At 73.8% G+C, this 18862-nt stretch carries 15 protein-coding genes; 5 read left to right on the forward strand and 10 right to left on the reverse strand.

Annotated elements, in window-relative coordinates; translation table 11 throughout:
• Positions 1–64: 64 nt before the first annotated feature.
• A complete protein-coding gene (locus tag AQJ30_RS22920; protein WP_067237175.1) occupies positions 65–2626 on the forward strand; it encodes an ATP-binding protein in 2562 nt (853 codons plus the stop codon).
• A 233-nt stretch (positions 2627–2859) separates the two neighbouring features.
• Here AQJ30_RS22920 and nucS read toward each other — a convergent pair whose 3' ends face one another.
• Positions 2860–3531, reverse strand: a complete 672-nt coding sequence (gene nucS / locus AQJ30_RS22925; protein ID WP_067237177.1) for an endonuclease NucS — start codon at positions 3529–3531, stop codon at positions 2860–2862.
• 330 nt (positions 3532–3861) lie between these two features.
• Between nucS and AQJ30_RS22930 the strand changes: the two genes are divergently transcribed.
• Positions 3862–4254: an SCO5389 family protein gene (locus AQJ30_RS22930; RefSeq protein ID WP_067237180.1), complete on the forward strand. Its 393-nt coding sequence runs from the start codon at positions 3862–3864 to the stop codon at positions 4252–4254.
• Between the two features lie 81 nt (positions 4255–4335).
• On the opposite strand, the gene AQJ30_RS22935 is transcribed toward AQJ30_RS22930, so the two are convergent.
• On the reverse strand, positions 4336–5364 hold the full coding sequence (locus AQJ30_RS22935; protein ID WP_067237183.1) for an LLM class flavin-dependent oxidoreductase: 1029 nt from the start codon (positions 5362–5364) through the stop codon (positions 4336–4338).
• Between the two features lie 234 nt (positions 5365–5598).
• Between AQJ30_RS22935 and AQJ30_RS22940 the strand changes: the two genes are divergently transcribed.
• Positions 5599–5934 carry an ATP/GTP-binding protein gene (locus AQJ30_RS22940; RefSeq protein WP_067237185.1) on the forward strand — a complete coding sequence of 112 codons (336 nt, stop codon included), beginning with the start codon at positions 5599–5601 and terminating at the stop codon, positions 5932–5934.
• Positions 5935–5972: 38 nt separating this feature from the next.
• Here the strand turns inward: AQJ30_RS22940 and AQJ30_RS22945 are convergent, their stop codons facing one another.
• From AQJ30_RS22945 to mce, 7 genes are all read right to left on the reverse strand, one after another.
• On the reverse strand, positions 5973–6845 hold the full coding sequence (locus tag AQJ30_RS22945; RefSeq protein WP_067237188.1) for an ABC-2 transporter permease: 873 nt from the start codon (positions 6843–6845) through the stop codon (positions 5973–5975).
• Positions 6842–8194 carry an ABC transporter ATP-binding protein gene (locus AQJ30_RS22950; protein ID WP_067237190.1) on the reverse strand — a complete coding sequence of 451 codons (1353 nt, stop codon included), beginning with the start codon at positions 8192–8194 and terminating at the stop codon, positions 6842–6844. Before AQJ30_RS22950 ends, AQJ30_RS22945 begins: the two co-directional genes overlap by 4 nt.
• Positions 8195–8319: 125 nt before the next feature.
• Positions 8320–9090 (reverse strand): ABC transporter permease, encoded by a 771-nt coding sequence (locus tag AQJ30_RS22955; protein WP_067237193.1) that lies wholly within the window; start codon positions 9088–9090, stop codon positions 8320–8322.
• 2 nt (positions 9091–9092) lie between these two features.
• Positions 9093–10043, reverse strand: coding sequence for an ABC transporter ATP-binding protein (locus AQJ30_RS22960; RefSeq protein WP_067237196.1), 951 nt, complete (start codon positions 10041–10043; stop codon positions 9093–9095).
• 134 nt (positions 10044–10177) lie between these two features.
• On the reverse strand, positions 10178–11116 hold the full coding sequence (locus AQJ30_RS22965) for a coiled-coil domain-containing protein (RefSeq protein ID WP_067237198.1): 939 nt from the start codon (positions 11114–11116) through the stop codon (positions 10178–10180).
• Positions 11117–11299: 183 nt separating this feature from the next.
• Positions 11300–15181: a polarized growth protein Scy gene (gene scy / locus AQJ30_RS22970; RefSeq protein ID WP_067237200.1), complete on the reverse strand. Its 3882-nt coding sequence runs from the start codon at positions 15179–15181 to the stop codon at positions 11300–11302.
• A 231-nt stretch (positions 15182–15412) separates the two neighbouring features.
• Positions 15413–15853, reverse strand: coding sequence for a methylmalonyl-CoA epimerase (gene mce / locus AQJ30_RS22975; protein WP_067237203.1), 441 nt, complete (start codon positions 15851–15853; stop codon positions 15413–15415).
• A 150-nt stretch (positions 15854–16003) separates the two neighbouring features.
• On the opposite strand from mce, the gene AQJ30_RS22980 reads away from it, so the two are divergent.
• Both AQJ30_RS22980 and meaB read left to right on the forward strand, forming a co-directional pair.
• Positions 16004–17203, forward strand: coding sequence for an acetyl-CoA C-acetyltransferase (locus AQJ30_RS22980; RefSeq protein ID WP_067237205.1), 1200 nt, complete (start codon positions 16004–16006; stop codon positions 17201–17203).
• A 63-nt stretch (positions 17204–17266) separates the two neighbouring features.
• Positions 17267–18223: a methylmalonyl Co-A mutase-associated GTPase MeaB gene (meaB, locus tag AQJ30_RS22985; RefSeq protein ID WP_067237207.1), complete on the forward strand. Its 957-nt coding sequence runs from the start codon at positions 17267–17269 to the stop codon at positions 18221–18223.
• Between the two features lie 83 nt (positions 18224–18306).
• On the opposite strand, the gene AQJ30_RS22990 is transcribed toward meaB, so the two are convergent.
• Positions 18307–18783, reverse strand: a complete 477-nt coding sequence (locus tag AQJ30_RS22990) for a MarR family winged helix-turn-helix transcriptional regulator (protein ID WP_067237209.1) — start codon at positions 18781–18783, stop codon at positions 18307–18309.
• Positions 18784–18862: the final 79 nt, after the last annotated feature.

Consider the following 18862-nt stretch of genomic DNA (forward strand, 5'->3'; position numbering starts at 1 on the left):
GCGCAGTGTGCAGCAAGGCCGGGAGGGGCTACCGCCACACGACGCTTTTGGGGGGCTTGAGCCTATGGACCCGACCAGCCGGGGACCCGAGGAGTACGGCCACGACGCCGAGGACCGCGCACCGCGCCCGCGCCCCTCCAGGGACCCCCTGACCCCCGACTTCGGGCAGCACGCGGCCTCACCGGCCCGCATGGTGCGCCTGGTGGCTGGCGAGCACCTCGTCACCGTCAACCCCGTCGACGGCAGCGAGATCGAGCTCTGCCCGCCCACCGAACGCCCCGAGCGGCCCGCCCGCCGCACCCCCGCGTCCCGCGCCGAGGCCGACCGCGCCGCCCGGCCGCCCGCGCCCGCCGGACCCGACCGGCCCGCGCCGCCCCTGCTGGGCCGTCAGGACGAACGCGAACAGCTCGTCCGGCTGCTCGCCCGCGGCCGCTCCGTCCGGCTCGTCGGCCCCGCCGGCTCCGGCCGCACCCGCATGCTCGACCTCGTCGCCGAGGACTGCGCCGACCTCGCGCCCGACGGCGTGGTCCGCCTCAACGGGTTCCGCCGCACCGCGGCCGACCTGCTCCACGACCTCTTCCACGCGGTGTACGACGCCGCCGAGTACCGCCCCGACCCGGACGAACTGCTCGCCCTGGTGCGGGACGTCGGTGCCGTCGTGGTCGTCGACGACCTCGACGTCGGCGGCGACGAGCTCGACGACTTCCTCGACGCCACCCCCGAGTGCGCCTTCCTCTTCGGCGCGACCCCGGACACGCCCGCACCCACCGCGGACTCCGCCGTCGAGGACGTCGTCCTGCCCGGACTGGACCGGGCCGGCGGCGCCGACCTCATCGAGCGGGCCGTCGGCCGCGCCCTCACCGAGGAGGAGGCCAACTGGGCCGGCGACCTCTGGTTCGAGTCCGAGGGCCTGCCGCTGCGCTTCGTCCAGGCCGGTGCCCTGCTGCGCCAGCGCGACCAGCTGCGCGCCGGCGCCGAGGCGGTCGACGAGTACGGCGTGTTCGAGGACGCCCGGCCGCTCGCCGCGTCCGCGGAGGCCGGCGTCACCGGGCCCGGGCTGACGGGCCTGTCCGACGACGCGGGCGTCGAGGAGATACCGCTGCCCTCCCTCGGCGAGGCCGCCGCGCCCGCCCCGCTGCTCGCCTCCCGGCTCAGCGCCTCCGCCCGCGCCACCCTCCGCTTCGCCGTCGCCCTCGGCGGCGAGGTCCCGCACCAGGCGCACCTGCCCGCGCTGGTCGGCGACACCCACGCCGACGCGGCCCTCGGCGAACTCGCCGCCTGCGGGCTCGTCTCGCCGGTCGGCACCCGCTACCGGCTCGCCGCGGGCGTGCTGACCCAGCTGGAGGCCGCCGGGTACGCCGACGACGGCGCCGGGACCGCCCACACCGCCGCCCGGCACTACGCCTGGTGGGCCGGGCACCCCTCGGTCACGCCCGAGCGGGTGTGCGCGGAGGCCGACGCGGTGCTCGCCGCGCTGGCCGTCACCGCACCGGCCGCGACCGGCCCCGCCGAGGACGAGACGTGCGTGCCCGTGGAGCTGGCCCGCACCGCGGCACCGGCGTTCGCCGCCGGACTCGACTGGAGCGCCTGGGAGGAGGCGCTGCGCTCCGGCGCCGAGGCCGCGCGGCTCTCCGGCGCGGTCGCCGACCAGGCCTACTTCCACCACGAACTCGGCGTCCTCGCCCTGTGCGAGGGGCAACTGGACCGGGCGCGCGCCGAGTTGGAGTCCTCCACCGGGCTGCGCGGCGCCCTCGCCGACAAGCGCGGCACCGTCGCCGGGCGCCGTGCCCTCGCCCTGGTCGCCGACCGCTCGGGCGACGTGCCCGGCGTCGCCTCCCTGCTGGCGCCGGACGCGTCCGACACCCGCCCCGAGCAGCCGGTCACCCCGCCCCGGGGCATCCCCGCGGCGCTCCCCGCCCCGGCCCCGCCCACCCTGGTCACCCACCGGCAGTCCGGCGCCGCGCCGACGCCCGCCGCGCACCGCCGCGGGGGGCTGCGCGGGCTGGCCAAGCGCAACCTCGTCGCGGCCGGCGCGGGCGCGCTGCTCGTCGCCGTCCTCGGCACGGTCGTCACGCTCGGCGCGACCTCCGACAACGACGCCCACAACCCCTCCGACCGGGTCGGCGTCAACCCGTCCGCCACGACCGGCCTCGACGACGGCGCCCCGGGCACGGACGCCCCCGGCGACGACCCGGGCACCGGCGACACGGGCATCGCCACGAGCCGCCCCACGGACCCCGGCCCCGACGGCACCCTGGGCACGTCGGACGACCCGACCCCGACGGGCACGACGGCCCCGACCCCGGGGACGAGCACGTCCTCGGGCCCGCACGACGGCAACGGGACCAGTCCGCCACCGTCCCCCAGCACGTCGGGGTCCCCGTCCGGACGGCCGTCGACCTCGCCCTCGTCCAGCCCCACGGGCTCGCCGAGCGGCTCGTCGACGCCCCCCTCGCAGACGCCGACCGGCTCGGGCACGCCGACCGGGAGCCCGACGAGCGACACCTCGGCGACGGCCGGCGGCGCGGTCACCTCGGTGCCGACCGCGTCCTCGGGGAGCGCGCCCGACAGCGCCGGGACGCCGAGCACGGCGGGCTCGGCGGGGTCCGGCGAGCCGGTGATCTAGGGCCGCCGCGCGGAGGGCGCGCCCGGGGGGGAGCGGCCGCTGGGCCGGGAGCTCCGCCCGGCCCGGCGCCGTCCGCCGGGCCGCGGCGGCGCCGCACCACGGCCTCGGGCCGGTTCGGCACCGCCGGACACCACCGCCGTGGCGGAGCGCCGTCGCGGCGGACACGGCCCGCGGACGTCGAGCGGGCCGTCCGGTCCGGTGGACGGACCGTCAGCGGCGCGCGAGGCGTTCGCTCAGAACAGCCGCAGCTTGTCGTCCTCGATGCCGCGGAGGGCGTTGTAGTCCAGGACGTGGCAGCCGATGCCGCGGTCCGTGGCGAGGACGCGGGCCTGGGGCTTGATCTCCTGGGCCGCGAAGATGCCGCGCACCGGGGCGAGGTGCGGGTCGCGGTTCAACAGCTCCAGGTAGCGCGTGAGTTGCTCCACGCCGTCGATCTCGCCGCGCCGCTTGATCTCCACGGCCACCGTGCGGCCCTCGCCGTCCCGGCACAGGATGTCGACCGGGCCGATGGCGGTCATGTACTCGCGGCGGATCAGCGTGTAGCCCTCGCCGAGGGTGTCGATGCGGTCGGCGAGCAGCTCCTGGAGGTGCGCTTCCACGCCGTCCTTGATCAGGCCCGGGTCGACGCCCAGTTCGTGAGAGGAGTCGTGGAGGACCTCCTCCATCGTGATGATCAGCTTCTCGCCGGCCTTGTTGACGACGGTCCAGACGCCCTCGTCCTCACCGCTGCCCTCCTTCAGCGTGCAGGGCGGCGACATCCAGTTCAGGGGCTTGTAGGCGCGGTCGTCCGCGTGGATCGAGACGCTGCCGTCCGCCTTGACCAGGATCAGACGGGGCGCGGTGGGGAGGTGGGCGGTGAGCCGACCCGCGTAGTCGACGGAGCACCGGGCGATGACGAGACGCATGGTCGGCAACGCTACTCGACACCCCGGGCGGCGCGCGATTCGCCTCCACCGCCCCACGCGCCCCGTCGCCCCCGCCGCCCGGACGCGTCCCCGCCCGTCCCGCCGATCACTCCCTTTCCTCCCTGTACACGGACGTTTCGGGTGTGGCCGATTGTGTGCCTGCCGGGGGTTCCCTTTGTTCGCATTCTCCTGGTGCCGCTCCCGGCAGTTGCCTACGGTGGGAACGGGAGGTCGCGATGCGTGTACTCAGCGTGCGCGGGACGTCCGTGGGGCGGTCTCCCCATCCCTGTCCGGCAACCCCTGTTCTTCCGGGGTGCGAGAGGAGAACCCATGTCGCTCGACGTCTCACCGGCCCTACTCGAACAGGCCGAGCGAGGCGAGGTCGACGACGCAGCCTTCGTCGACTGCGTCCGGACCTCCCTGCCCTACGCATGGGAGATGGTCAGCTCCCTGGTGGCCCAGCTGAAGGTCGACGGCGGTCCGTTCGCCGACAACCAGACGCCCCCGCCGGACGAGCAGGCACGCGGTCAGCTGCTGCGAGCGCTCGCGAGTGACGCGATTCGTGGCGCCCTGCAGCGGCACTTCGGTGTACGGCTGGCCTTCCAGAACTGCCACCGGGTGGCGGTGTTCCCGCTGGACCCCTCGGTCGACGAGACACTCACCCGCTTCACCTCGGTGCGCAGCCAGTTGCTCAACCAGTCCCCGGAACTGCGGGACTGCTGACGCGGCCCCGTCGCTTGCCGCTCCCCGTGCGGGAGGTGCCATCGGCACGGGAGCGGCAAGCGCCCTGCGGCGCGGGGGAGTTCACCCCAGCAGGGGGAGCACCTCGGCGCCCAGCCGCCGTACGTTCTCCTCCGTCGCCGCCAGGTCCCCCGAGCCCTCGACGAGCAGGGCGAAGCGGGAGATGCCGGTGCGCTCGCAGGTCGCGGCGAGCCGGTCGGCGCACCCCTCGGGCGTGCCCACCGGGTGCATCCCGCACAGCAGTTCGGTGTAGGCCACCGGGTCCCGCATCCGGCGGGCGCGGCCGTCCACGGTGACGTGCGCGTCCAGGCCCTGCCGCAGCCAGCCGGGCATCGCCTTCACCAGCGTCTCCACGGCGTCCGTGCGCCGGTCGGCGATCTGGCAGACGCCCGCCGACACGTGGGCCGCGCCGCGGATCTCGTCCGCGGACCGTCCGGCCGCGCGGGCGTGCCGCCGCCACAGGGCGACCATCTCGGCCTTCTCGTCGTCCCCGACGTGCATCCCCAGCAGCATCGGCAGCCCCCGCTCGGCGGCCAGCCGCACGCTCGCCGGCGAGGTGCACGCCACGACCACCTCGGGCCCCGCGGCGTCGGTCAGCGCCTCCGACGGCCGGGGTACCACGGGCACCTCGCGGAACCGGAACCGCTCGCCGTCCGCCCCGACGCGGGCCTCGCGCAGCCAGCGCACCAGCAGATCGAGTGATTCCGGGAACCCGGACTCGTAGGCCGCGAGACCGCTGCCGAACACCTCAAGGTCCACCCAGGGCCCGCCGCGCCCCACCCCGAGCGAGAAGCGGCCGCCGCTCGTCAGGTGCAGCAGCGCGGCCTGCTCGCCGAGCGCCACGGGGTGGGCGGTGGACAGCACGCTGACCGCCGTGCCGACCCGGAGGCGACGGGTGCGGCCCAGCAGCAGCGCGGCCAGGGTGACGGCGGACGGGCACGTGCCGTACGGCACGAAGTGGTGCTCGGCCAGCCAGACCGACTCCAGCCCCGCCTCCTCGGCCACCTCGGCCGAGCGGACCGCCCGGTGCAGGGCCTCCCCCTGACCCTGGCCCGGGAACTGGGCCGCCAACACGAAACTTCCTACGCGCATGGCACTTTCCTGCTTCCTCGGCTCCGACGCGGAGCTCCCCCACGGGGCATAACCGTCCGACACGTGCCGAGGACACGGGCGCGCGGGGGGATTTGCGGATTGTCGGGAGAACCGACCCGGATCCGGCGCCCCCGCGGGGGACTTGTGGGGTGTCGACGCCCTCCGCGTACCCGGCCCGCCGCCGCGTAGGCTGGACGGCGGTCCCACTTCCTGTATAGCCCCGAGAGGTGTCCCGTGTCCCCGCGTCGCAACCGGCCCAAGGGTGCCGACTCCGTGTCCGGCCGCAGCGCCGAGGACGACCGGTCGGGCCGCTACGGCGGCTGGCAGTCCACGGTGAGCTGGCAGGGCGAGGAGTGGAGCGTGCGGCACGTGGCCGGGGCGAGCGCCCAGGGCAAGGCGTACCGCTGCCCCGGGTGCGACCAGACCATCCCGGACGGGGTGCCGCACGTGGTGGCCTGGCCGGAGCACGCGGGCGTGGACGACCGCCGGCACTGGCACAAGGCCTGCTGGAACGCACGGGACCGCCGCACCCCAGGGGTACGGCGGTCCCGCGGCACGCCGAGGTTCTGAGCCGCGCGGCCACCCGCCGCACGGCTCCGTCGGGCCGGCTACACGTCCCGCTTCTCCAGCAGGAAGAAGGCGAAGCCCAGCACCACCGCGGTGGTGCCGAGCGCGATCCACAGCGGGTCCCAGCCGCTGGGGCCGCTGTCGGTGAGCGACGAGGAGTAGAAGATCCCGAGCTGACTGGGGATCGAGTACTCGAACAGGGCCTCGCGCAGGTCCTGCAGGGACTCCGAGAACATGAACAGGGCGATCACCAGCGGGGCCAGCAGCACGCCGATCATGATCGTGATGGCGCCCGCGGAGTGCCGGATCACCGAGCCGATCGCGAGGGACACCAGGCCCAGCAGCGCCAGGTAGAGGGACACGCCGACGGTGGCCTTGAGCCACTCGCTGCCGGACGGCTCCCGCGCGTCGGTCAGCACCGCGGTGTCCACCACCGCGACCAGGAACGTCGACACCAGGGTCACCAGGAACGCCACCGCGAAGAACACGATCGACTTGGCGGCGAGGACCCGGCCGCGCGAGGGGCACGCCACCGTGGTCGTGCGGATCATGCCGGTGCCGTACTCCGAGGCCGTGGTCAGCACGCCGAGGGTGATGACGCACATGCTGCCGAGGAGCAGCCCGAAGAAGCCCATGGACAGGGGGTTCTCGCCGTCCAGGCTGCCGTCCGAGGCGTTGGCCGCGACCAGCAGCGCGGTCACCAGGCCGATGCCGACGACCAGCAGCACGTACACGCCCAGCGTCCACATCGTCGAGCGTACGGACCGGATCTTCGTCCACTCCGAGGCGACGGCGTGCCCGAGGTGCGTGCGCTTCACCGGGATCGGCGAGGTGTAGCCGGGGTACGGCGCTCCGCCCGGGGCCTGCTGGAGGAAGGGCGCGGCCTGCGGCGAGGGGGACTGGGGGCTGCTCATCGGTCGTCCTCGGGCTGGGTCGGGGCGTCGTGGGGAGCGGAGGCGGCGGCCGGGGCGGCGGCGGGCGACGCCACGGGCTGTGCGCCCGCCGCCGCGGGAGCCTCCACGGGGGCCGCGGGCGGAACGGCGGGCGCCGGGGCCTGCGGGGCCGGCTGCTGCGGGGCCGGCTGGGCGTACGGGTTGCCCGCCGGCGGCACCGGACCGGCGCCCGGGGCGACGGGGGCGCCGTAGCCGGGCGCGGGGGCCGCGGGGGCGCCGTAGCCGGGCGCCGGGGCCGCGGGTGCGCCGTAGCCCGCGTACGGGCCGCCGGGCGGTGTCGGGCCGGGCTGGGGCGGCGGCGGGGCGTACCAGCCGGGCTGGCCCTGGCCGGGGACCGGCACGGGCGGCGCGGCGCCGGGCGGCAGCGGCTGCATCAGGCCGGACTTCTGGTCGACCGTCGAGCGGTAGTCCACGGCGGCCTGCGTCATCCGCATGTAGGCCTCCTCCAGCGAGGCCTGGTGCGGCGACAGCTCCCACAGCCGTACGTCGGCCTCGTGGGCGATCGCGGAGATGCGGGGGAGCGCCAGCCCGGTCACCCGCAGCCCGCCGTCCTGCTCGGGCAGCACGTGCCCGCCCGCCTCGGTCAGCGCGGAGGTCAGCTTCTCGCGCTGCTGCGGCTCGCTGTCGGGGGTGCGCACCCGGGCGAAGCCCGCGGAGTTCGCCTCGATGAAGTCCTGCACGCTCATGTCGGCCAGCAGCTGTCCGCGCCCGATCACGATGAGGTGGTCGGCGGTCAGCGCCATCTCGCTCATCAGGTGCGAGGAGACGAAGACCGTGCGGCCCTCCGCCGCGAGGGCCTTCATCAGGTTGCGCACCCACAGGATGCCCTCGGGGTCGAGCCCGTTGACCGGCTCGTCGAACAGCAGCACCTGGGGGTCGCCGAGCAGCGCGGCGGCGATGCCGAGCCGCTGGCCCATGCCCAGGGAGAAGCCCTTGGAGCGGCGCCGGGCCACGTCCTGCAGGCCCACCACGCCCAGCACCTCGTCGACCCGCCGGGCCGGGATGCCGGACAGCTGCGCCAGGGACAGCAGGTGGTTGCGGGCCGTGCGGCCGCCGTGCACGGCCTTGGCGTCCAGCAGCGCGCCGACGTGCCGGGGCGCGTTGGGGAGCCTGCGGTAGGGGTAGCCGCCGATCGTCACCGAGCCCGCGGTGGGGTTGTCCAGGCCGAGGATCATCCTCATCGTCGTCGACTTGCCCGAGCCGTTCGGCCCGAGGAAGCCGGTCACGGCACCGGGCCGCACCTGGAAGGACAGGTTGTACACAGCGGTCTTGTCGCCGTAGCGCTTGGTCAGGCCGACTGCTTCGATCATGCTCCGCACCCATCGAAAGGTTCAGGACAGCGGGCGCACGCGCCCCCGTAAGGGTTAGGAGGATATCCAGCCGCTGACGGTTCCGCCCAAGGGGAAGTAAAACCGCGGTGTCCGGGGCCGCCGGATCACGCGTCCCGCTTCTTCAGCAGCACGAAGCCGCCGAGGAGCGCCGCGAGCACCCACAGCGCCATGATCCCTAGCCCGCCCCACGGCCCGTACGGGGTGTCGTCGTCGAGCGGCGTCACCACCTGCATGATCCTGCTGCCGGCCTGGTCGGGCAGGTACCGGCCGACCTTCTTGGTCGCGCTGACGTTGCCGAGGATGTTGGAGATCAGGAAGAAGAACGGCATGAGGATGCCCAGGGACAGCATCGGCGAGCGCAGCATCGTGGCGACGCCCATGGAGAACACGGCGATCAGGGTCATGTAGAGACCGCCGCCGATGACCGCCCGCAGCACCCCGGGGTCGCCGAGCTGCGCCCGGTGCGGGCCGAGCATCGCCTGGCCGAGGAAGAACGCCGCGAAGCTGGTCGCCAGGGCCACCACCAGCGCCAGCCCCGTGGCCACCGCGATCTTGCTGAACAGGAACGAGGCGCGCTGCGGCACCGCGGCGAGCGAGGTGCGGATCATGCCGGTGCTGTACTCGTTGGAGACCACGAGCACCCCGAACACGATCATCGCCAGCTGTCCGAGGCTCATCCCGGCGAAGCTGATGAACGTCGGGTCGAAGGAGAGCCGGTCCCGCCGGCTCATGCTGTCGAACTCGTTCTTCGACAGCGCGGAGATCAGCATGCCGAGCGCGATGGTCACGACCACGGCGAGGGACAGCGTCCACACGGTGGACGCGACGGAGCGGATCTTCGTCCACTCGGACCGGACGACCTGGGTCACCGCCATGCTCAGTCCCTCTTCCAGTCGTCGCCCCACTGCGGCGCGGCCGGCGCGTCGCTGTGCGCGTGGTACTCCACCGACTCGGCGGTGAGCTGCATGAACGCCTCCTCCAGGGAGGCCTGCTGGGGGCTCAGCTCGTGCAGCACGACGCCGTGCCGGGCGGCCAGCTCGCCGAGCTGCTCCGCCTTGCCCCCGTCGACCTCCAGCACCCCGCCGTCCGCCTCCACCACGGTGACCCCCGCCTCGTGCAGCGCGTCGAGCAGCCGCTCGCGCTGCGGGGTGCGGATGCGGACGTAGGAGCGGGAGTTGCGCGCGATGAAGTCGGCCATGGAGGTGTCGGCGAGCAGCCGGCCCTGGCCGATCACCACGAGGTGGTCCGCGGTGAGGGCCATCTCGCTCATCAGGTGGGAGGAGACGAAGACGGTGCGGCCCTGCGCGGCCAGGGATTTCATCAGGGTGCGCATCCAGTGGATGCCCTCGGGGTCGAGCCCGTTGACCGGCTCGTCGAACATCAGGATCCGCGGGTCGCCCAGCAGCGCGGCGGCGATGCCGAGCCGCTGGCCCATGCCCAGCGAGAAGCCCTTGGCCTTCTTCCGGGCGACCGACGTCAGGCCGACCGTGTCGAGCACCTCGTGCACCCGGGCCCGGGGGATGCCGTTGCTCTGCGCCAGGCACAGCAGGTGGTTGAAGGCGCTGCGGCCGCCGTGCACGGCCTTGGCGTCCAGCAGAGCGCCGATGTAGGTCAGCGGGTCCTTCAGCTGGTCGTAGTGCTTGCCGTCGATCCGTACGTCACCGGCGGTGGGCCGGTCCAGACCGAGCATCATGCGCATGGTGGTGGACTTCCCGGCCCCGTTGGGTCCGAGGAAGCCCGTGACGATGCCGGGTCTGACGGTGAAGGTGAGGTTGTTGACCGCCACCTTCTCGCCGTACCGCTTGGTCAGCCCCTGGAGCTCGATCATGCGGCCACGCTATGACCCGCGTTCGCCGGATGCCAGCCGGGCGGGTGGAAGGGGGCCGGCATCGGCCGCGGCGGCCGGGTACGACGAAGGCCCGCGCCCCCGGGAGGGAGGCGCGGGCCCACGGTCGGCCGGTGCTACCGCGTCTGCTGGGCCGGGACCCCGCGGGAGATCGGCTCGTCGTCCGTGGCCGGCGTACCGGCGGCGGCCACCGCGGCACCGGTCAGCGTGGCGAGCATCTCGCGGACGTTCGTCAGCTGGGCGTTGATGGAGTCGCGACGGTTCGTCAGCGCCGCCAGCTCGCGCTCGGATTCCGAGCGGATGCGGTCGGCCTTGGCGTTGGCGTCGGCCACGATGTCCTCGGCCTGGCGCTGGGCGGTCTCCACCGTCTGACGGGCGCGGCGCTCGGCGTCGGTGCGCAGCTTCTCGGCCTCCAGGCGCAGCTGCTCCGCGCGGTGCTCGATCTCCGCGAGGCGCTTCTCGGCCTTGGCCTGACGGGACGCCAGGTCACGCTCGGACTGCTCGCGGCGCTTGGCGAGGTTCGTCTCGAAGTCGGCGGCGGCCTGGGCGGCCTTGGCGCGGGTCTCCTCGAAGAGGGCGTCGGCCTCCTCGCGCTTGGACTGCGCGTCCTTCTGGGCGTCGGCGCGCAGCTGCGAGGCGTCGCTCTTGGCCTTCTCGACGATCCGGACGCCCTCGTCCTCCGCCTTGGCCTTGCGCTCCGCGGCGAATGACTCCGCGTCGTTGCGCACCTGCTGGGCCGCCGACTCGGCGAGCTCGCGGTGCTGCTCGGCCGCGCGGCGGGCCTCCTCGCGCAGGTCCTTGGCCTCCTCCTCGGCCAGCCGGAGGATCTTCTCGACGCGCGCGCCGAGACCCGCGTACGACGGCTCCGCGTCGCTGACGGCGGCCTGGGCGTTCTGCGTCTCGAGGTGGAGCTCCTCGATGCGCTTCTCCAGGGCGGTGATGCGGGCCAGAGCACTGTCACGGTCGGAGACGAGCTTCGAGATCCGTTCGTCCACCTGAGCGCGGTCGTACCCACGCCGCACAAGCTCGAAGCCGTAGGGGGAAGTGTCGCTCATGGGGTTCCTGTCGAATGAGACCGGTGAGGTGATAGGTGGAATCCTAGGCGCCGATGCGGTGTGTCATCGAGCGGATGCAGTTTTGATCTGGAGAATGACACCCCTTTAGGGTGGCTCGCCGCCGGACGGCTTGCCAATGACGTGGGCAAAGGCCCCAGACTTCAACGGATCGGGCATCCACCGCTAGTTCTCCGGGGACTTGCCACCCGATCGGGGGGCGCCGACCGTCGCGCCGGCCTTGACCCCGCCGTCCTTGCCGGCCGACGGAGCCTCGAACGACTCCAGCGCCTCCAGGACGTCCTGCACCCGGGAGATCTCGGCGTTGATGTCCTCGCGCCGGCGCACCAGGACCTCCAGCTCGCGCTTGCCCTCCTCGACCGTGCGCCGGGCCTCGCGGATCGCCTCCGCTTTCAGCTCCTCGGCCTCCCTGACCAGGGTGGCCTTCTTCTGCTCGGCCTCCTTCAGCAGGCCCTCGGCCTTCTTGACCGCGGCGATGCGCACCTTGCCCGCCTCGGAGTTGGCCTCCGAGACGATCTCCTTGGCCTTCGCCTGCGCCTTGGCCAGCTGCTCCTCGGCCGCCTTGATCAGCGCGTCGCAGCGGTCGCCGGTCGACTTCATCGTCTCGGCGGCCTCCCGGCGGGCCCGCTCGTGCAGCTCCTCGATCTCGGACGTGAGCCGCTCGCGCAGCTCCTCCGCCCGCTCCCGGACGGCCGTGGCGTCCCGGCGGGCCCCGACCAGCAGTTCGTCGGCGTCCGTCCGGGCCTTCTCCACCAGGGAGTTGCCCTCGACGGTCGCCTCGGACACGATCCGGTCGGCCTCCGTGCGGGCCGCGCCGACCATGGTGTCGGCCTGCGACTCGGCGTCCGCGGTGGTCTTCTGCGCCTGCTGCTGGGCCTCGGTGAGCAGCTTGTCGGCCTCGGCCGTGGTCTCGGTGATGAGGGTGTCGACCTGCTCGGCGGCCTCCGAGCGGCGCTTGTTGGCCTCCCGGCGGGCCTCGTCCAGCGTCCGGTCGGCCTCCTGGCGCGCGGAGTTGACGAGCCGTTCGGCCTCGGTGCGTGCCTCGGCGCGCACCCGCTCGGCCTCCGTGCGCACCCGCTCGGCGTGTGCCTGCGCGGAGCCGACCGTCTCGGCGGCCTCGGCGCGCAGCCGCTCCGCCTCGTCGGTGGCCTCGCCGACGAGCTGCTCGGCCCGGGCGACGGAGTCGGCCCGCACCCGCTCCGCCTCGGCGGCCGTCTCCGACTGGAGCCGCTCGGCCTCGGCGAGGGTGTCGTTCTGCAGGCGCTCCGCCTCGGCGCGCGCCTCGGTGATGAGGGTGTCCGCCTGCGTCGCCGCGTCGGAGCGGATCCGGTTGGCGTCCTCGCGGGCGTCCGCACGGGTGCGCGCGGCGGCCTGGTCGGCCTCGGCGAGCGCGTCCGAGGCCTCGGTGCGCACCCGCTGGGCGTGCGCGGACGCCTCCGAGCGCAGCCGGTCGGCCTCCGCGATCGCGTCCCCGACGGTCCGCTCGGCGAGCGCCTTGGCGGCCTCCGTCTCCTCGCTCGCCTCGCGGCGCAGCCGGGTGGCGTCCTCGCTGGCCCGCTCCCGCTCGGCGTAGGCGTCGGCGCGGACCCGGTCCGCCTCCTCCTCGGCCTCCCGGCGGGTGCGGTCGGCGGCGTGCTCGGCGGCGGAGCGCAGCCCGGCGATCTCCTCCTGGGCCTGCTCGTGCAGCCCGGCCACCGAGTCGCGCACCTGCTGGGCGTGCAGCTCGGCCGCCGACACCATCTCGGTGGCGCGCCGGTCGGCCTCCTCCACCAGGCGGATCGCCTCGGCCTGTGCCTCCTCGACGCGGGTGCGCGCCGACGCCAGCAGCTCCTCGCTCTGCTCGCGGGCCCGCTCGCGCTCCTGGTCCGCCTCCTGGCGGGCGGCGCCCAGCAGTTCCTCGGCCTCGCGCCGGCGGCGGGCGGCCTCCTCCTGGGCGGCGGCCAGCGTCTCGGATGCCTCGGCGGCCAGCCGTTCGGCGGCCGCCTGGGCCTCGGCCCGCACCCGGTCGGCGGTGTCCTGCGCCTCCGACTTCAGCCGCTCGGCCTCCCCGGCGGCCTCCGAGCGCAGGCGTACGGCGAAGGCCTCGCCCTCGGCGCGCGAGGCGGACGCGTCGGCGGCGGCCTCGTCACGCAGCCGCTGGGCCTCGGCCTCGGCCTGCTCCTGCAGCGCGCGGATCCGTTCGGCGGCCTCCGAGCGCAGCCGGTCGATCTCCTCGCCGGCCTCGCGGCGGATGCGGGCCGCCTCCTCGCGGGCCTCGGTCAGCGCCTGCTCGGCGGAGGCCAGCCGGGTCTCGGCCTCGCCGTGCAGCCGGGTCAGCTCGGCGGCGGCCTCGGCCTGCCGGGCCTCGACGGCCCGCTCGGTCTCCTCGCGCAGCTCGCGCGCGGCCCGCTCGGCGTCCGCGATGAGCGCCTCGGCCTGCTCGGTGGCCTCGGCGCGGTGGCGCTCGGCCTCCTTGCGGGTGCGCTCCAGGGTGTCCTCGGCCTGGCGGCGCAGCGTGGTGGCGCGCTCGATGGCCTCGGTGCGGACCTTCTCGCTGTCCGCCGTGGCCTTCTGGCGCAGCTCGTCGGCGTCCGCCTTGGCCTTGGCGAGCAGCTCCTCGGCGGTCCTGGCGGCCTCCTCGATCTGCTGGACGGCCTCCTTGCGGGCCTCCGCGCGGATCTTGTCGCCCTCGGCGACCGCGTCCGAGCGCAGCTGCTCGGCCTCGCCGCGCAACCGCCGTGCCTCCTCCTGGAGTTCGACGGTCTTGGCGCGGTACTCCTCGGTGTCGTCCTTCGCCGCGCCCTTGAGCTGCTCGGCGATGTCGTGCGCCTCGGCGCGCAGCCGGTCCGCCTCGGCCTCGGCCTCGGAGCGGATCCGCTCGGCCTCCTCGGCGGCCGCCCGGGTGGTGCGCCGGGCGTCCTCCTGCGCCTTGTTGAGGACGTCCTCGGCGGTCTTGGCCGCCTTCGACAGCTGGGTCGCGCTCTCCTCGGCGGTGAGCGTCCGGGCCTTCTCGGCGGCCTCGGCGACCAGCTTCTCCGCCTCGGCGCGGGCGTCGGCGAGGGCCTGCTCGGCCTCCGCCTTGGTGACCTCGGCCTCCTTGGTGGCCTCCTCGACCAGCCGGGCGACCTGCTCCTTGGCGGTCCGGGTGCGCGTCTCGTTGGCGGCCTCGGCGGTGGTGAGGGCCTTGGCGGCGGCCTCCTTGGCCTCGGCGAGCAGCTTCTCGGCCTCGGTCTGCGCCTTGCGCAGCGCCTCCTCGGCCTCGCTCATGCGCTGCTCGGCGGCGCGGCTGAGCTCCTGGGCCTGGCGGCGGGCGGTATCGGACTCGCTCACCGTGGAGGAGCGCAGCGCCTCGGCGTGGTCGGTGGCCTCCTGCGCCTGTGTGGAGGCCGCGTTCAGCAGGCGCTCGGCGTCCGTGCGGGCGCGGCGCAGGATCTGCTCGGCCTCGGTGCGGGCGGTCTCCGCCTCGCTCTGGAGCCGTTCGCGGGCCTCCCGGGTCAGCCGCTCGGCCTCGGCGCGGGCGGCCGCCATGGCCTGCTCGGCCTCGGCGCGGGACTCCTCGAGCAGCCGGCGGGCCTGCGACTCGGTGCGGGCGCGCAGCTGCTCCGCCCACGCCACGTTCTCGTTGACGTGCGACTCGACGGTCTGGCGGCGCTCGGCGAGCTCCTGGTCGAGCTGCTGGCGCCGGGTCACCGCCTCGGCGTGCAGCTCCGCCTGGAGGCGCGCGGCCTGCTCGGCGTGCTCCTGGAGGATGCGCTGGGTCTGCGCCCGGGCCTGGCTCAGCTCGCGCTCGGCGTCGGCGCGGATCTGGTCGGCCTGCATCTGCGCGTTGCGCAGCAACTGCTCGGCCTGCCAGCCGATGTCGCCCCCCTCGAAGGAGGGCCGGGACATGATGGTGCGCCGCGCCTCGTGCAACTTGGCGCGCAGCACCTCGACCTGGTAGCCGAGGTCCTCGGCGTGCTGGATCGCCTTTTCCCGCTCGGTCTTCAGCCGCTTCATCTCGGCTTCGAACCGAGTGAGGTGGTCGACGTCAGCCGCCGGCTCCCGCTCCTGGCTCTCGTAGCCCCGCACTGCGCGGTCCCATCCGTCCCCTGGTCGCAAGCTTTCCAACGAGCCTCGTCCATCCGCCGGACGGGGCCCCCGGGGAATGGTGTCAGATCAACGGCGGAACCTGGGCTGCTGCCCGCCGCTCGTACCCCCGAAACCCGGACCCCGGCACGGTCCCGCCGTCGCGGACGGGACCCGGTCGCCCGCGTGGTGGCGACGACCGCCCCCAACCCTACCGGCCCTTATGTACGAGGGTCAGTGCTCAGACGACTCAACAGGGGCCGAAGTGACCAGTTCTGTGAGGACTCCGTGGCAGTCCTTGGGGTGCAGGAAGGTGATCCGTGACCCCATGGAACCGCGTCGCGGCTCTTCGTAGAGCACGCGTACGCCCTTGTCCCGGACGGCGGCGGCGTCGCCGTCGACGTCCGCCGTGCCGAAGGCGATGTGGTGCACTCCCTCGCCGTTCTTCGCGAGCCACTTGGCGACGGTGGAGTCCTCGCGGGTCGGTTCGAGCAGCTGGAGGTAGGAGGCGCCGCCGTCGGAGGTGTCGTTGATCTTGAGCATGGCCTCGCGCACGCCCTGCTCCTCGTTGACCTCCTCGTGGAACACGGTGAAGCCGTAGGTGGAGGTGTAGAACTCGACGGTCGCGTCGAGGTCGTGGCAGGCGATCCCGATGTGGTCGATTCGCGTCAGCATGGATTCAGTGCAGCGCTCATGCCCTGGTTACGCAACGTGCGCGCGATCACACCGATGGCCCGATGACGCCGTGTACTGCACGTCAGTACATTCAAAGTAAACCCTCGTTCACTCCTCGGCCCGTGCAGGCCGGTAAGGGGATCGCAGCTCATGTCTTCTGCAACGAACACCTCTGTGATCGTCGCGGGCGCGCGCACGCCCATGGGCCGGTTGCTCGGCTCGCTCAAGTCCTTCTCCGGAGCCGACCTCGGCGGCTTCGCGATCAAGGCCGCCCTCGACCGTGCGGGGATCGGCGGCGACCAGGTGCAGTACGTGATCATGGGGCAGGTGCTCACGGCCGGGGCGGGGCAGATCCCGGCACGCCAGGCGGCGGTCAAGGCGGGCATCCCGATGAGCGTCCCGGCGCTCACCATCAACAAGGTGTGCCTCTCCGGCCTCGACGCCATCGCCCTGGCGGACCAGTTGATCCGTGCGGGTGAGTTCGACGTCGTGGTGGCCGGCGGCCAGGAGTCCATGACCAACGCCCCGCACCTGCTGCCGAAGTCCCGCGAGGGCTTCAAGTACGGCGCGGTGCAGGTGCTCGACGCCATGGCGTACGACGGCCTGACCGACCCGTGGCAGAACATCCCGATGGGCGAGTCCACCGAGACGCACAACGGCCGCCTCGGCATCGGCCGCGCCGAGCAGGACGAGATCGCCGCCCTGTCCCACCAGCGCGCCGCCGCCGCACAGAAGAACGGCCTGTTCGAGGCCGAGATCACCCCGGTGGAGATCCCGCAGCGCAAGGGCGAGCCGGTCGTCTTCAGCAAGGACGAGGGCATCCGCCCGGAGACCACCGCGGAGTCCCTCGGCAAGCTGCGCCCGGCCTTCACCAAGGACGGCACCATCACCGCCGGCTCCGCCTCGCAGATCTCCGACGGCGCGGCCGCGGTGGTCGTGATGAGCAAGGCCAAGGCGCAGGAGCTGGGCCTGGAGTGGATCGCCGAGATCGGCGCCCACGGCAACGTGGCCGGCCCGGACAACTCGCTGCAGTCCCAGCCCTCCAACGCCATCCTGCACGCCCTGAAGAAGGAGGGCCTGGAGGTGTCGGACCTGGACCTCATCGAGATCAACGAGGCCTTCGCCGCGGTCGCCGTGCAGTCAATGAAGGACCTCGGCGTGTCCACGGAAAAGGTGAACGTGAACGGCGGTGCCATCGCCCTGGGTCACCCGATCGGCATGTCCGGTGCGCGTCTGGTGCTGCACCTGGCGCTGGAGCTCAAGCGGCGCGGCGGCGGGGTCGGCGCGGCGGCGCTCTGCGGCGGCGGCGGCCAGGGCGACGCGCTGATCGTGCGGGTGGCCAAGGCGTAACCCCCGCCGCCCGCTGCAGGACCGACGTACGACCCGTACGACCTCTTCGTGAACGGAGCTGTGATGCAGGACGTCTCCTCGCTGGTCGCCCAGGCCAGGGAAGGCCGGCCCCGGGCCGTGGCCCGGCTGATCTCCCTGGTCGAGGGGGCGTCCCCGCAGCTGCGCGAGGTCATGGCGGCACTGGCCCCGCTCTCCGGCAACGCCTACGTCGTGGGCCTGACCGGCTCGCCCGGCGTCGGCAAGTCCACCTCCACGTCGGCGCTGGTGAGCGCCTACCGGCGGCAGGGCAGGCGGGTCGGCGTCCTGGCCGTCGACCCCTCCTCGCCGTTCTCGGGCGGCGCGCTGCTCGGCGACCGGGTCCGGATGTCCGAGCACGCCTCCGACCCCGGCGTCTACATCCGCTCGATGGCGACCCGGGGCCACCTGGGCGGCCTCGCCTGGGCGGCGCCGCAGGCGATCCGGGTGCTGGACGCGGCGGGCTGCGACGTGATCCTGGTGGAGACCGTGGGCGTGGGCCAGTCCGAGGTGGAGATCGCCTCCCAGGCGGACACCTCGGTGGTGCTGCTCGCCCCGGGCATGGGCGACGGGATCCAGGCCGCCAAGGCGGGCATCCTGGAGATCGGCGACGTGTACGTCGTGAACAAGGCGGACCGGGACGGCGCCGACGCCACGGCCCGGGAGCTGAACCACATGCTGGGCCTCGGCGAGGCCCGCGGCCCCGGCGACTGGCGGCCCCCGATCGTCAAGACGGTCGCCGCGCGCGGGGAGGGCGTCGACGAGGTCGTGGAGGCCCTGGAGAAGCACCGGGCGTGGATGGAGGAGCACGGGGTGCTGGTGGAGCGCCGGCGCGCCCGGGCCGCCCGGGAGGTCGAGACGATCGCGGTGACCGCGCTGCGGGAGCGGATCGGCGACCTGCACGGCGACCGCCGCCTCGGCGCGCTCGCCGAGCGGATCGTCTCCGGCGACCTGGACCCCTACCGGGCCGCGGACGAACTGGTCGCGGGGCTCACCGAGGGCTGAGCCCGCGCACGACCCGCACAAGCCGACAGGCGGACCTCCTCCAGGAGGTCCGCCTGTCGCTCGTCATGCCGCCCGTACGCCGCTCAGGGGCGTCCCCGCTGCCCGCGCAGGTGGTCCGCGATGGGCCGCAGGGCCTTGTCCAGCTCCGCCAGCGCCTCGGGGGAGAGCAGGTCGATGAAGTGCCGCCGCACCGACGCCACGTGGTGGGGCGCGACCTTCTTCATCGTCTCCATGCCGTGCTCGGTGAGGACGGCGTAGAGTCCGCGGCGGTCGGACTCGCAGTTCTCCCGGCGCACCAGGTCGGCGTTCTCCATGCGGGTGATCTGGTGCGAGAGGCGGCTCTTCGACTGGAGAGTGGCGGACGCGAGATCGCTCATCCGCATCCGGACGTCCTCCGACTCGGAGAGATTGACCAGGATCTCGTAATCGTTCATTGTCAGGCCGAACGGCTGCAAGTCCTTCTCGAGCTGGTAGGTCAGCAGTCGGTTGACCTCCAGGTGGGTGCGCCAGGCGCACTGCTCCGCATCCGTCAGCCAGCGCGTGGCCGTCTCGGTCTCCATGAATGAAGTCTACCTAAAATGTTGAAAGGCGAACTACTGAGGGTGGTGTGACGGTGCGCACGCGTTCGATGTCACACTC

The organism is Streptomyces longwoodensis (genome assembly GCF_001514125.1).
GTDB lineage: Bacteria > Actinomycetota > Actinomycetes > Streptomycetales > Streptomycetaceae > Streptomyces > Streptomyces longwoodensis.